Below are 13,358 nucleotides of genomic sequence, written 5' to 3'. Positions count from 1 at the left end.
CGGGTAGGAGGCGGCGGATGCCCCGCCTGCTGCTCGGCGGCCTCGTCCTGGCCGTCGTCATCTACCTCGTCTCCGGAGGACACGTCCTCTTCCTGCCGCTGCTGTTCGTGCTCCCGCTCGGACTGTTCGGGCGCCGTCGCCGGCGCCGGTCCTGGCCCTGAGCCCGCGCGGCCGCCGTCCCGTCGGGACCGCGCCCGAGCGCGTCTCCTTCCCGCCCGTCGCGTGGGCGGCCATGGCCCTCGTCGCCGTCGCGCTGCTCGGGACCCTCGCCGCCCAGCTCACGCTCATCCACCAGCAGCGCGATCTCGCCGTCCAGCAGCGTCACCTCGCCATCACCCAGCTGCACACGCTCGCGCCGCTCGCCGACGCGGCCACCCCGCTCGCCCGCAAGACCCTGCGCGGCCTGCCCACGGTCCGGGCGACCGCGCGCCGCGCCGACGGGCTCACGCGCGCGGCCACGCCGCTCGTCGCGGGCCTGACGGCGGCCGGCCTCCCGGCCACCGTCGCCGAGGTGTCGCAGGCCCTCGCCGCCCTGCGGGGTGCGGACGCGGGCGCAGTCGTCCGCTCGCTCGGCGAGGTCACCGCGGGGCTCACGGCGCACGCGCGCCTCACGCGGCTCGTCCGCAGCGCCATCACGGTCCTCGGGTCGGTGAGGTCCTCCGGGCTCGTCGCGCGGCTCGCCCGCGCCGTGCCCCGTCTGGACCGGGCCCAGGGGCAGGCGCTCGCCATCCTCCGCCGGACGCTCGCGCTGCAGCGCGAGGCGGTCGGCCGGAACCGCCGCAACCTCGCCACCGCCGAGGCGACGCTCGCCGTCGCGCGCCAGACGCTGAGCCACGCGGCGAGCCTCGACGAGAAGTTCGCTGGGCCGGTGCTCGGGACGGGCCGCGCGGGTCCCCCGTGACGGCCGCGCCTCACCGGCGGGGCGGCGGCCGGGCCGTCGGGTGCTACTGCGCACCGCCGGGCCGCCGGCGCGCTTGGGGCCGCGGTCGCCGGACACAAGGGACGTCGTGGCCGCAGTCGGCCACAGGCCCAGTCCGAGCCCCTCGGCTTTTCAGGAAGGGCCCCATGGCCACCACCTCCCCCACCACCCGCGACGCCGGCACCGACCGCGGCGGCCGCACCACGATCGCGCGCCTCTCGACCGAGACCAAGCACGCGTTCAAGACGACCGAGTTCGTCGCGATGGTCGTCGTCATCGTCGGCATCCTCGTGAGCGCCGCCGCCATCAAGGGCGGCGACACGAACGGCACCGACGAGTTCGTCGCGCGCCAGGCCTGGCTCTACGTCTCCATCGTCGCCGGCGCGTACTTCGTCAGCCGCGGCCTCGCCAAGTCCGGCAGCCGCGAGCCCTACTTCGCCGGCGGCACCAACGCCGAGCTGGACACCGACCGCCGCTGAGCCGGTCGCCCCGCACCGCACGACGAGGGCCCGCCGACGCGGGGCCCTCGGTGTGCGTGCGCGCGCACACCGAGGGGATCGCCCCGCGGGCTGCGCCCGCCACCCGGCGGGCGCCGCTCCGGTCGCGACCGCGCCACCAGACGGTAGGGTCGACGGCACTGCCGGACCCGCGGGGCCTGAACATCCCTGGCGTACGGCTTCTGCTTCCGACGTGGTCAGGAGTTCGCACCGGCAATGAGGCCCGAAGGGTTCCGGACGGAGTTGCACGAGCTGGGCCCCGGGACCCAGGCTCTGCGCTGCCTGGGCGACCTCGACCTCGTCGCCGCCCCCCTCTGCGGGCAGGCGGCTCTCCGGGCCACCGCGCCGCGCCTGGTGCTCGACCTGCGCGGGCTCGCCTTCCTGGACTCTTCCGGCCTCGCCGTCCTGCTCACCGTGCAGCGCCGTCACCCCGGCGGCCGTCTCGCGACCTGCATCGAGCCGGGCGGCCCCGTGGCCCGGGTCCTCGACCTCGGCGGCGTGCTGTCCCTCCTGCAGGTCCACACCTCGATGGACGAGGCGCTCGTCGCGCTCGCCCCCGTGGACGCCGTTCCTCCCCCGACCGATCTGGACCCCCCATCACCATGACGACCCCCACCCCCTCCCCCGCGGACGCGCTGCTCTCAGCGGTGCTGCTGGAGGACTCCGCGGTGCTGCTGACCGCCTGGGCCGCCGCGCTCGACCGCCAGTTCGCGGGCGCGCGCGACGTCGCGGACGCCGAGCGCGAGTGCGGCCGGCTGCTGACCGCGGTCGGCCGCGAGCTCCGGGCGGACCCGGCGATCCCCCCGCGCGGCAGCACCCGCTGGGAGCCGCTGCGCGACGTGCTCGTCGAGCTCTCCCGCGACTGCGCGCAGGCCGGGCTGTCCCCGTCGGAGACCGCGACCCTCGTCTTCCTGCTCAAGCAGCCGCTGTTCGACCGGCTCCGCGAGCGCGCCGCCGAGAGCGCCGGCGGCGCCGAGGGCCTGACGGACGCGCTGTGGGCCGCGACGACGTTCGTCGACGAGCTCGGGCTCGAGAGCTTCGACGCCTACCTGCGCTCGCGCGAGGACATCATCCGCCGCCAGCAGGACGAGCTCCTCGAGCTCTCCACCCCGGTCGTGAAGCTCTGGACGGGCATCCTCGCCGTGCCGCTCATCGGGACGCTCGACAGCGCCCGGACGCAGGTCGTCATGGAGAGCCTGCTCGAGAAGATCATCGAGACGGACGCGCCGATGGCGATCATCGACATCACGGGGGTGCCGACCGTTGACACGCTCGTCGCGCAGCACCTGCTCAAGACGGTCGCCGCCGCCCGGCTCATGGGCGCCGACTGCATCATCAGCGGCATCCGGCCGCAGATCGCGCAGACGATCGTCCACCTCGGGCTCGACCTCAGCGACGTGACGACGAAGGCGAGTCTCGCGGACGCGCTGCGCGTCGCCCTCGATCGCTCGGGCTACGAGGTCCGCAAGATCGGCCGCCCGGCCTGAGCGATGGACGGCGACTCCCGCATCCCGATCCTCCGCATGGGGCGGCTGCTCCTGGTGACGATCCAGGTCGACATGCACGACCGCATGGCCGTCGCCCTGCAGGAGGACCTCACCGGGCAGATCGTGCGCACCGGCGCCACCGGCGTCCTCATCGACATCTCGGCCCTCGACCTCGTGGACTCGTTCATCGGCCGGATGCTGGCCGACATCGCCGCGATGGCCCGGGTGCTCGACGCGGCCACGGTCGTCGTCGGCATGCGCCCCGCCGTCGCCATCACCCTCGTGGAGCTCGGCCTGTCCCTCGAGGGGGTGCAGACGGCCCTGAACGTCGAGCGCGGGATGGCGCTGCTGCCGTCCGTCGCGACCGAGCCCGACGCCGACGAGGGCGAGGACGAGGACGACGGCCCGGTCTCCGAGGCAGACGCCGCGCCCGCGCGGTGAGCGGCGACGAGGTGGCACTGAGCAGCGACGAGGACGTGGTCCGCGCGCGGCACGTCACGCGGCGGCTCGCCGTCGAGGCCGGCCTGCGCCTCGTGGACCAGACGAAGCTCGTGACCGCCGTCAGCGAGCTCGCGCGGAACACCGTCATCCACGGTGGCGGCGGCGTCCTGACGGCGGGGCTCGTGCACGACGGGCCGCGCACCGGGGTGCGGGTCACCTGCCAGGACGAGGGGCCGGGCATCGCCGACCTCGACCGGGCCTTCCAGGACGGATACACGACCGGCAACGGCCTCGGCCTCGGGTTCGGCGGCGCGCGCCGCCTCGTGCACGACTTCGACGTGCGGACCGCCCCCGGGCAGGGCACGACGATCACGGTCGTCCGATGGGGCTGAATGCGACGATCCGCCTGCGGATCCAGGACCTCAGCGGCGTCGGCCCGGCGCGGCGCGCGGCCGAGCGCCTCGCGCGCGAGGCCCAGCTCGACGAGACCCGGATCGGGCGGGCGTCGATCCTCGTCAGCGAGCTTGCGACGAACATCGCCCGCCACGCGGCCGGTCGCGGCAGCCTCGCACTGCGCGCCTCCCCCGGGCTGCTCACCGTCGCCGCCTGGGACGCGGGACCCGGCATCGCCGACCTCGCGCGGGCCGCGCGCGACGGGTTCTCCACCGGCGGCACCGCCGGCACCGGCCTCGGCGCCGTCGGGCGGCTGAGCGACGTCGTCGACGTGACGAGCACGCCGGGCGCCGGGACGGTCATCACCGCGTGGCTCGGGCACCGGCCGGCCGACGCCCCGGACGTGGACGGGCTCGCGCTGCCCATCGACGACGACGGGCCGTGCGGCGACGCCTTCGCGACGCGCGTCGACGACGGCGTCATGACGATCCTGCTCGCCGACGGGCTCGGGCACGGCCCGAGCGCCGCCGAGGCCTCGGACGACGCGGTGGCGTCGCTCCTCACCGGCCCGCGCCGCGACCCGGCCGAGGTCCTCGCCGACGCCCACGCCGCGCTCCGCCACACGCGCGGGGCGGCCGTGTCCGTCGCGTGCCTGGACCCCGTCCGCGGCGAGGTGCGCTTCGCCGGGGTCGGCAACGTCGCCGGGGTCGTCTGCGGCGCGGGCGGCGCCCGCGCCATGGCCGCCCACAACGGCATCGTCGGTCACCAGGCCCGGCGCCTGCAGCAGTTCACCTATCCGCTCGGCGCCCGCGACCTCGTCGTCCTGCACTCCGACGGCGTCCGCGGGGCCTGGGGCCTCGACGCCCACCCCGGGCTGATGCGCCGCGAGGCGCTGACCATCGCGGCGACGATCATCCGCGACGCCGAGCGCGGCCGCGACGACGTGAGCGTCGTCGTCGCGCGTCCCGGACCGCGCGGGGCGGTGGCGTGATGCTCCTCGCGCAGATCCCGCTGACGACCGACGAGAGCGTCGTGACCGCGCGCCGGCAGGCGCGTGAGGCCGCCGCGCTCCTCGGGTTCGACGCCCAGGACCAGACCCGGATCGCGACGGCGGTCTCCGAGCTCGCCCGCAACGCGCACCGCTACGCCCGCCGGGGTCGCGTGCGGCTCGAGGTCCCCGAGCCGGCCCGCGACCGCCTGCGCGTCGAGGTCGTCGACGAGGGCCCCGGGATCGCGGACGTCCCGCTCGTCCTCAGCGGCCGCTACGTGTCGGCGACCGGGATGGGACGCGGGCTGTCGGGCGTCCGCCGGCTCATGGACGACTTCGACATCGACTCGGGCCCCACGGGCACGACCGTCGCGATCGCCAAGCGCGGCGCCGGGGTCGGCGACGGCGACCTCGCCGCCGTGCGCGACCGGCTCGGGAGCCGGCGCTCCGACACGGCGCTCGACGAGGTCGAGCAGCAGAACCGGGAGCTGCTGCGCGCGCTCGGCGAGCTCCGCGCCCGCCAGGACGAGCTCGTCGCCCTCAACCGGGAGCTCGAGGACACGAACCGCGGGGTGGTCGCCCTGTACGCCGAGCTCGACGAGACCGCCGCCCGCCTGCGCGAGGCCGACACGGCCAAGACCCGCTTCCTGTCGAGCTTCAGCCACGAGCTGCGCACCCCGCTGAACTCGATCCAGGCGCTGGCCGGCCTCCTGCTCGAGCCCGGCGCCGACCCCCTCACCGCCGAGCAGTCCCGGCAGGTCACCTACGTCCAGCGTCTGGCGGGCGACCAGATCGAGCTCGTCGGGGACCTGCTCGACATCGCGAAGATCGAGGCGGGCCGGCTCGACGTGACGGTCCGCAGCTTCTCGATCACCGAGGTCTTCGCGCTGCTGCGCGCCTACCTGCGGCCGCTCGTCGACGAGGAGGCCGTCACGCTGACGTTCACGACGCGGGGCGACATCCCCGAGCTCGACACGGACGAGGACAAGCTCGCGCAGATCCTGCGCAACTTCATCGCGAACGCCCTGAAGTTCACCGAGCGGGGCACGGTCACCGTCACCGCGGAGGCCGACGCCGGCTGGCTCTCGGTGCGGGTCGCGGACACCGGGATCGGGATCCCCGAGGACGCTCTCGGCCGCATCTTCGAGGAGTTCACCCAGGGGGACCGGGCGCCTGTCCGTGGCGGGCGGGGCACCGGCCTCGGCCTCGCGCTCGCGCAGCGCCTCGCCGGTCTCCTCGGCGGCGCGGTCGGCGCCGAGAGCGTCGTCGGCGAGGGGTCGACCTTCTGGCTGCGCGTGCCGCTGCGGCACGCGGGGCTCTCCCCGGGCGACGGCCCGATCCTCATCGTCGACGACGACGAGCCGGCCCGCTACGTCATCGCGTCGCTGCTCAAGCCGCTCGGGTGGTCGACGCTCGAGGCGGCCGGCGGGGCCGCCGCCCTCACGACGATCCGGGACACGCCGCCGGCCGCCGTCGTGCTCGACCTGCAGATGCCGGGCCTCGACGGACGCAGCGTCCTGAAGCGGCTGCGATCCGAGCCGGTCACCGCCCGGCTGCCGGTGGTGATCCACACCGCGGCGGCGCTCGCGTCCACGGACCGCGCCCACCTCGACGCCCTCGGGGCCGTGGTCCTCGACAAGGCGCGCACGTCACGGGACAGCCTGCTGCGGGCCCTGTCCGCCGCGTCCGACAAGGTCCGTCGATGAGCGCGTCCTCCGTGCCGCCCGAGGTGCTGCTGGCCGACGACGACGACGTCGGCCGGTACGTCGTCGCCACCTCGCTGCGCCGGTCGGGCTTCAGCGTGCGGGAGGTCGCCGACGGGGACAGCGCGATCGCGACGGCCCTCGCCGCGCCGCCCGACGCGATCGTGCTCGACGTGAAGATGCCGGGCCGCGACGGCTTCGACGTCTGCGCCGCCCTGAAGCAGCATCCGCGCACCGCCGCGGTGCCCATCCTGCTGCTCTCGGCGACCTTCCTCGAGTCGGAGTACCAGGTGCGCGGGCTGGAGAGCGGGGCCGACGCCTACCTCACGCAGCCGGTCGAGACCCCGGTGCTGAACGCCACCGTGCGGGCGCTGCTCCGGACCCGCCTGGCCGAGCGTCAGGTGCGGCTCGTCGCCGAGGAGTGGCAGACGACGTTCGACGCGATCAGCGACGCGGTCTGCGTGCTCGACCCGGCGGGGCGCATCGTGCGCGCCAACCAGGCGTTCATCGCCCTGGCGCCCGGGCTCGACGAGAGCGCCGACAGCACGCTCGGGGCGGTCCTGCCGGAGCTCGCGACCATCCTCCACGCCGGCAGCGGGGGCGAGCTCCGCCACCGCGGCCGCCACCACGCGGTGCGCCGCCACGAGGTCCACGATCCCGAGGCGTCCACGGAGCACGTCGTCCTCACGCTCACCGACGTGACCGCCGAGCGCCGGGTCGAGCACGAGCGCGCGGCCGCCCAGCAGCGCGACCGGGCGATCGCGCGGCTGCTCCAACGCAGCCTCCTCCCCGACGGGCTGCCGCAGCCCGACGGGTGGCAGCTCGCCGGCCGCCACCTGGCCTTCGGCATCGACTCGCTCGTCGGCGGGGACTGGTACGAGGCCATCCGCATCGACGAGCACGCCCTGTGGCTCGTCATGGGCGACGTCGCCGGTCACGGCGTCGAGACCGCCGCCCGTGCGAACGCCCTGCGCCACAGCCTCCGCATCTACGCCCGTGAGGGCTACACGCCCGCCGGGGCGATGGCGAAGCTCAACGAGATCCTCCTCGAGGACGAGCTCATGGGCCTCGCCACGGTGGCCCTCGCCGGCATCGACCTGGCGAGCGGCGACACCGACCTCGTCATCGCCGGGCACCCGCCGCCGATCATCGTCACGGCGGCCGGGGAGGCGGTCACGACCGGCGGCGCGCGCGGCCCCGTGCTCGGCGTCCCCGACACCACCTGGCCGACGCAGCCGCTCACGCTCGACCCCGGCGATCGCCTGCTGCTCTACACCGACGGGCTCGTCGAGCGCCGCGGCGAGGACATCAACCTCGGCCTCGCGCGACTCGCCACGGCGTGCGAGACCCTGCCCGAGGAGCTCGACGACGCCGCCGCGCACCTGCTGCGCACGCGTCCCGCCGGCGCCGAGCTCGCCGATGACGTCGCCGTGCTCATCGCGGGTCGCCGCCGCGCGCCCGGCGGCGGCTGACGGCACGGCCCGCCGCGGTCCTCACCCGGCCGGCACCTCGAAGCGCACGGCGGTCCCGACCGCCGCGTCGGCGAGCCAGATCCGCCCGCCGTGCGCCTCGACGATCGCGCTGCAGATCGCCAGGCCGAGGCCCGCGCCCGCGTCGGTCCGCGAGCGGTCACCGCGGTAGAAGGGCTCGAAGACCCGCGCCCGGTCCGCGGGCGCGATGCCACTGCCGTTGTCGGCGACCTCGACCTCGACCGTGCCGTCGCCCGCCGAGGTCCGCACGGTGATCGAGCCGTCAGGGGGCGTGTGGCGGATCGCGTTCTGGATGAGGTTGAAGAGGACGCGCTGAAGCTTCTCCGGGTTCGCGCGGGCGGCGACCGGCGTCGCCCCGCCGATGCGCACGGCGATCGTCCCCGCCGCGGGCCGCATCGCCTCGACGGTGTCGGCGACGAGCTCGTCGAGGCGGACGGCCTCCATCGTCCACTGCAGGTCGCTGCTGCGCAGGCGGGTGAGCTCGAAGAGATCGTCGATGAGGGCGCTGAGCGCGCGCACGTGGGTGCTCATCCGCGCGGCGTACTCCCGGCGCATCGCGGCGTCGACGAGGTCGTCGTCGATCGCGTCGGCGAGCAGGCGCAGCGACGTGATCGGCGTGCGCAGGTCGTGCGAGACGGCGGCCATGAGCGTCGCCCGCGCCTCCTCCTCCCCCGCGAGCCGCGCGACCATCCCGTCGACGTCGGCGGCGAGCGCGGCGACCTCGTCCCCGCCGGTGACGCCGGTGAGGACGTCGCGCCGTCCGTCGCCGACCGCGGTGAGCGTGCTGCGGACCGCGTCGAGGTCGTCGAGCGCGGCCCGGCCGAGCAGCCGCGCGGTCCAGCCCGCGACCGCGGAGGCGTAGAGGACGACGAGCACGGTGAAGAAGGCGTCGTGCGCGCTGACGAACATGAGCTGCGCGAAGAGGAGGACCGCCGCGGCGAACTGCAGGCCGGCGACGGCGGCCACGACGACGAACTGCCGGCGCAGGCCCCCGGCGCGCTGACGGTTCGTCGCCCACCACTCGGCCGCGAGGACGGTGATGACGCCGAGGGGCGCGAGCAGCTCGAACGTGACGACCGCCGCGTGCGTCCCGTACCCCACGAGCGCGAGCGCCGTGATCGCCGTGGTCAGCGCCAATGCGAAGGCGACGCCGGCGAGCCTCCGGCTCATGCCGCGAACCGGTACCCGACGCCCCACACCGTCTCGATCCAGCGCGGGCGCTCGGGGTCGGCCTCGAGCTTCGTGCGCAGGCGGCGGATGTGGACGGTGACGGTCGAGGTGTCGGAGTAGAACGAGTACTGCCACACGTGGTCCATGAGCTGGTCCCGCGTGAAGGCCTGGCCGGGGTGGCGCGCGAGGAAGAGCAGGAGGTCGAACTCGCGCTGGGTGAGCTGAGCCTCCTCGCCGGCGACGTGGACGCGGCGCCCGGCGGGGTCGATCGTCAGGCCGTCGAGCTCGAGGGCGGGCTCGTGCGCGGGGACCGTGTCGATGCGGCGCAGGACCGCGTCGACGCGGGCGACGAGCTCCGCCGGGGAGAACGGCTTGACGACGTAGTCGTCGGCGCCGAGCCGCAGGCCGGTGATGCGGTCGGCCTCCTCGCCCTTCGCCGTCAGGAGGATGATCGCGGGGCGGCGCTCGCGTGCCTCGCGGACACGGCGCATGACCTCGAGCCCGTCGATGCCGGGCAGCATGAGGTCGAGGACGATGAGGTCCGGCCGCACGCGCGCGTTCGTCGCCACCGCGCTCGTCCCGTCGAGGGCGATGTGCGTCTCGTAGCCGGCCCGCTCGAGGTAGCGGGCGACGACCTCGCCGATCGTCGGCTCGTCGTCGACGACGAGGACGGATCCCCGGGTGTGCGCCGCGGCGGTGGCCATCGGCGCAGTGTCGCAGGGAGCGCCGCCCGCGGACACGGTCCACGGGCGCCGTTCACCGGATGTTCAGCCCGCCGGCACGGGCTCGGCGCGGGGCGGGGCGGCGGCGAACTCGGCCATGCCCGCGGCGAAGTCCTCGCGCGCGGTGAAGCCGAGTCGGGCGGTCGCGCGGGCCGGGTCGGCGAAGACGTGCCGCACGTCGCCGAGGCGGTAGGCGCCGGTCGTCCGCGGGGCGGGAACGCCGCCGAAGCCCGCCGCGTGGAGGGCGTGCGCCATCTCGCCGACGCTGCGCGGGACGCCGCTGCAGACGTTGAACGCCCCCGGCACCGGCTCGGCCGCGGTGAGCGCGAGGACGTTCGCGCGGGCGACGTCGCGCACGTGGACGAAGTCCCGCAGCTGGCGGCCGTCCTCGAAGACGCGGGGCGCCTGCCCGGCGTTCAGCGCGCTGACGAAGATCGACGCGACGCCGGCGTACGGGGTGTCGCGGGGCATGCGCGGCCCGTAGACGTTGTGGTACCGCAGCGACGTCACGGGGATGCCGGTCTCGCGGCTGAAGGCGACGGCGAGCAGCTCCTGCTGCAGCTTCGTCGCGGCGTAGACGTTGCGCGGGTCGACCGGGGCGTCCTCCGGGATGGCGAGCGGCTCGAGCGGGGCGCCGCAGCGGGGACAGGCCGGCTCGAAGCGCCCCGCGTCGAGGTCGGCGGTCGTGCGCGCGGGGGGCCGCGTCTCCCCGTGCTCGGCGCACCGGTAGCGACCCTCGCCGTAGACGACCATCGAGGAGGCCTGGACGAGGCGGCCGCCGAACCGGGCCCGCGCGAGCTCACGCAGGAGGACCGCGGTCCCGAGGTCGTTGTGCGCGACATAGTCGGCGATGTCGAGGATGTCGGTGCCGAGCCCCACCATGGCCGCCTGGTGGCAGACGTGGTCCACCCCGGCGAGCGCGGCGACGACGTCGGACGCCTCGCGGACGTCGCCACGGCGGAAGTCCACCGCGGCCGGGAGGTCGGCCGGCCGTCCCCGGTCGGCGTGCGCGGCCGGGTGCAGCCAGTCGAGCACGCGGACCTGGTGGCCGGCCTCGAGCAGCGCGTCCGCGATGTGCGACCCGATGAAGCCGCCGCCGCCGGTGAGCAGGACGCGGCTCACGGGCGCACGGTCCTCACGCCCGCCGCGGTGCTCACAGCGAGGCGGCCGCTCGTGAGCGCCGTGGCCCCGAAGGCGCAGCGGCGGCTGATCGTCCCCGCCGCGACCCAGCGTCCGCCGCGGCGGCGGTAGCGCTCGAGCCGCCCCGAGCGCACGCCGCAGACCGCGACCTGCGTCGGGGTGAGGACCGCGAGGCCCGAGGGGGCGACGCGGCGCGGCAGGTTCGTCACGTCCTGCGGCGCCCCGCCGCCGGCGTCGCCGCGGGCGATCCGCTCGGGCCGGGTGCCGGGGGCGTTGTCGGCGACGAGGACGCCCGGGCCCCCGGTCCCGGGGTACGGGACGAAGGCGTAGGGGTTGTTCCAGCCCCGGCTGAGGACGAGCGGGCGCTGCGACGGCGGGCCGGCCGGGTCGAGGCTGAGGAGCTTGCCGTTCGGCGTTGCGGCGTCCGGGGTGCGCGCGGGGTCCTGCAGGTCGCCGACGCCGACGACGAGCCGCACGCCGAGGAGCGCGAGGTGGCCGCCGTCGGCGAGGTCGGTCGACGGCGGTCCGGTCCACACGCGTCGCACGGGCCCGGGGAGGATCTGCGCCACGACGAGCCGGCGGCGGCCGCCGCGCTCGGTGTAGGCCGCGTAGGTCGGGCCGCCCGGGACGACCGCGAGGCCGAGCAGCCCGCGCTGGCCGCCGGTGCTGACGGGGACGCGCGTGAGGACGGGACCGACGGGCCGCGCGGCCGCGTCGAGGTCGCGGACGACGCCCGTCGTCAGCTCCCCGGTCCGCAGGCCGCCGCCGGGCAGCGCGGCCATCGCCGCCACGATCGCGGGGCCGGACGGCGGGCGGCGCCGGTCGGTCGCCGAGGCGGTCGCGCGACGGTCCGTGCCTGCGCTCCCGCCGGTGCCACCGGACCCGCAGCCCGCGAACCCCGCGAGCGCGGCGGCGAGGGCGACCGCGGCCGCGGCGCGCCTCACCACGGGGACCGCACGGTCGCCTGGACGACGAGGCCGACGAGGAGCTGCAGCGCGAGCCAGCGGCGTGAGCGCCCGAGCGCCGCCGTCGCGACGAGCACCCACGGGACGAAGGGCAGCCAGATGCGCTCGGTCTCGCCGCGGGAGAGCCCGCTGAGCGCGGCGGCGAGCACGGCCGCCAGCCCGCCGCCCGCGAGCAGCCAGGCGCGCCGGTCGCGGAGGCGCGCGACGCCCGCGACCGCGGCGGGCCCGAGCGCGACGAGGAACGCCGCGAGGTCGATGAGGAGGAAGTCGCCGTAGGGCCGCCGGGAGGCGACACCGGCGTGGTAGAGCCGGCTCGTGGCGTGGAGCCCGTCGGGCCAGAGGAACCCCGCCGCGGCGAACGCGGCGCCGACGGCGAGGACGCCCGTCGCGACGAGCACGCCGGTGCGCAGCGCGCGCCGCCACACGAGGAGCCCGGCGACGAGCAGCCCCAGCGGGGCGATGCCGTAGCTCAGGAAGAGCGCGGCGCCGAGCGTGAGCCCGCCCGCGAGCGCGAGCGCGGCGGCGGACGCGCGGCGGCGGGACGGGGCGGTCGCCGCGAGCGCCACGAGCGCGATGCCGCACGCGGCCACCCCGGCGAAGAGGGCGTCCGCCGACGTGGCGACCCACACCGCCGCCGGCGTGAGGGCGAGGAACGGGGCCGCCGCGCGCGCGGTCGCCTCCCCCGCGACGGCCCGGAGCGCGACGAGCGTCGCCGGGGCGGCGAGCGCGCCGCCCGCGATGACGAGCACGGCCGCCACGGTCGCGCCGCCGAGCCCGATCCGGTCGAGCCCCGTGAGCAGGAGCAGCAGGCCCGGCGGGTGCCCCTTGACGTGCGTCGGGTAGCCGGGGAGCACCGCGACGAAGGTCCGCAGGAAGCCGCCCGGGGCGTGCTCGGCGCGGCCGACCGCCGTGAGGTACTCGTACCGGGACGTCAACGGCGCGGGGATCGCCGCCCACCCGTCGGAGGCCGCCAGCAGGACCGCCCACGCCGCGCCGCCCGCCCAGGCGGCGACGAGCAGCAGCCGCCAGCGGAGCGCCGCCGCCAGCGCCGGGGCGCCCGCGACCGCCGCCGCGGCGAGCAGCACCGCCCCGCCCAGGCGCCACGACACGCGCACGTCGCCGCCCCCGACGAGCGGCGGGGCTCCGATGTGGACGCGGTGGTCGCGGACGAGGAGCCCGTGGCCGACGAGGTGACCGGCGAGGACGAGGCCGCCCCACAGCACGAGGACGCCGACCGCCAGGCGGGCCGCCGGGGCGGCGCCGCGCGCGCGCCGGGCCCGCTCGCCGCCCGCGGGCGGCCGGGGTTCGGCGGGGGGTCCGGCGGGCCGGGTGAGGGTCGTCGCGAGGGGCATCGGCGGGCAGGGCGCCACGCTAGTCGCGGCCGGGGTGTGCGGACGCGCCCGGACGGCCGTGTTTCGCAGGCGTTCATCGTTTCGGCGACCG

Annotated in this window: 15 protein-coding genes; 10 read left to right on the top strand and 5 right to left on the bottom strand. The window is 76.6% G+C overall.

The genetic code is table 11. From position 1 onward, the window contains the following. The first annotated feature begins 17 nt into the window (after window positions 1-17). The 10 genes from NBH00_RS11695 (at window position 18) to NBH00_RS11650 (ending at window position 7,900) form a co-directional block, all read left to right on the top strand. Window positions 18-161, top strand: a complete 144-nt coding sequence (locus NBH00_RS11695; RefSeq protein WP_254573500.1) for a hypothetical protein — start codon at window positions 18-20, stop codon at window positions 159-161. 71 nt (window positions 162-232) lie between these two features. Further along, window positions 233-901 (top strand): Mce/MlaD family protein, encoded by a 669-nt coding sequence (locus tag NBH00_RS11690; RefSeq protein ID WP_254573499.1) that lies wholly within the window; start codon window positions 233-235, stop codon window positions 899-901. A 164-nt stretch (window positions 902-1,065) separates the two neighbouring features. Beyond that, window positions 1,066-1,398 (top strand): hypothetical protein, encoded by a 333-nt coding sequence (locus NBH00_RS11685; protein WP_254573498.1) that lies wholly within the window; start codon window positions 1,066-1,068, stop codon window positions 1,396-1,398. 261 nt (window positions 1,399-1,659) lie between these two features. Then, complete coding sequence (locus NBH00_RS11680; protein ID WP_254573497.1) at window positions 1,660-2,022, top strand: STAS domain-containing protein; 363 nt, start codon at window positions 1,660-1,662, stop codon at window positions 2,020-2,022. Further along, window positions 2,019-2,903 (top strand): STAS domain-containing protein, encoded by an 885-nt coding sequence (locus tag NBH00_RS11675; RefSeq protein WP_254573496.1) that lies wholly within the window; start codon window positions 2,019-2,021, stop codon window positions 2,901-2,903. Before NBH00_RS11680 ends, NBH00_RS11675 begins: the two co-directional genes overlap by 4 nt. 3 nt (window positions 2,904-2,906) lie before the next feature. After that, entirely contained in the window at window positions 2,907-3,344 is a 438-nt protein-coding gene (locus tag NBH00_RS11670) for an STAS domain-containing protein (protein WP_254573495.1), read from the top strand. Then, window positions 3,341-3,736, top strand: a complete 396-nt coding sequence (locus tag NBH00_RS11665) for an anti-sigma regulatory factor (RefSeq protein WP_254573494.1) — start codon at window positions 3,341-3,343, stop codon at window positions 3,734-3,736. The genes NBH00_RS11670 and NBH00_RS11665 overlap by 4 nt, the downstream gene beginning before the upstream one ends. Continuing rightward, window positions 3,727-4,728 (top strand): ATP-binding protein, encoded by a 1,002-nt coding sequence (locus NBH00_RS11660; RefSeq protein ID WP_254573493.1) that lies wholly within the window; start codon window positions 3,727-3,729, stop codon window positions 4,726-4,728. The genes NBH00_RS11665 and NBH00_RS11660 overlap by 10 nt, the downstream gene beginning before the upstream one ends. Next, window positions 4,728-6,431, top strand: a complete 1,704-nt coding sequence (locus tag NBH00_RS11655; protein ID WP_254573492.1) for an ATP-binding response regulator — start codon at window positions 4,728-4,730, stop codon at window positions 6,429-6,431. The genes NBH00_RS11660 and NBH00_RS11655 overlap by 1 nt, the downstream gene beginning before the upstream one ends. Next, complete coding sequence (locus NBH00_RS11650; protein ID WP_254573491.1) at window positions 6,428-7,900, top strand: SpoIIE family protein phosphatase; 1,473 nt, start codon at window positions 6,428-6,430, stop codon at window positions 7,898-7,900. Before NBH00_RS11655 ends, NBH00_RS11650 begins: the two co-directional genes overlap by 4 nt. A 21-nt stretch (window positions 7,901-7,921) precedes the next feature. Here NBH00_RS11650 and NBH00_RS11645 read toward each other — a convergent pair whose 3' ends face one another. The 5 genes from NBH00_RS11645 to NBH00_RS11625 form a co-directional block, all read right to left on the bottom strand. Further along, the gene (locus NBH00_RS11645; RefSeq protein WP_254573490.1) at window positions 7,922-9,088 is read right to left on the bottom strand and encodes a sensor histidine kinase; all 1,167 of its coding nucleotides are present in this window, start codon (window positions 9,086-9,088) and stop codon (window positions 7,922-7,924) included. After that, window positions 9,085-9,792, bottom strand: coding sequence for a winged helix-turn-helix domain-containing protein (locus NBH00_RS11640; protein WP_254573489.1), 708 nt, complete (start codon window positions 9,790-9,792; stop codon window positions 9,085-9,087). The genes NBH00_RS11645 and NBH00_RS11640 overlap by 4 nt, the downstream gene beginning before the upstream one ends. A gap of 63 nt (window positions 9,793-9,855) precedes the next feature. Continuing rightward, the gene (locus NBH00_RS11635; protein ID WP_254573488.1) at window positions 9,856-10,932 is read right to left on the bottom strand and encodes an NAD-dependent epimerase/dehydratase family protein; all 1,077 of its coding nucleotides are present in this window, start codon (window positions 10,930-10,932) and stop codon (window positions 9,856-9,858) included. After that, window positions 10,929-11,894: a PQQ-dependent sugar dehydrogenase family protein gene (locus tag NBH00_RS11630; protein ID WP_254573487.1), complete on the bottom strand. Its 966-nt coding sequence runs from the start codon at window positions 11,892-11,894 to the stop codon at window positions 10,929-10,931. The genes NBH00_RS11635 and NBH00_RS11630 overlap by 4 nt, the downstream gene beginning before the upstream one ends. Continuing rightward, window positions 11,891-13,267, bottom strand: a complete 1,377-nt coding sequence (locus tag NBH00_RS11625; RefSeq protein WP_254573486.1) for a hypothetical protein — start codon at window positions 13,265-13,267, stop codon at window positions 11,891-11,893. The genes NBH00_RS11630 and NBH00_RS11625 overlap by 4 nt, the downstream gene beginning before the upstream one ends. Window positions 13,268-13,358: the final 91 nt, after the last annotated feature.

The sequence above is a fragment of the Paraconexibacter antarcticus genome (assembly GCF_024220175.1).
Taxonomy (GTDB): domain Bacteria; phylum Actinomycetota; class Thermoleophilia; order Solirubrobacterales; family Solirubrobacteraceae; genus Paraconexibacter; species Paraconexibacter antarcticus.
Note: the sequence above shows the minus strand (reverse complement) of the source record. Positions and strands in the feature narration are given on the sequence as shown.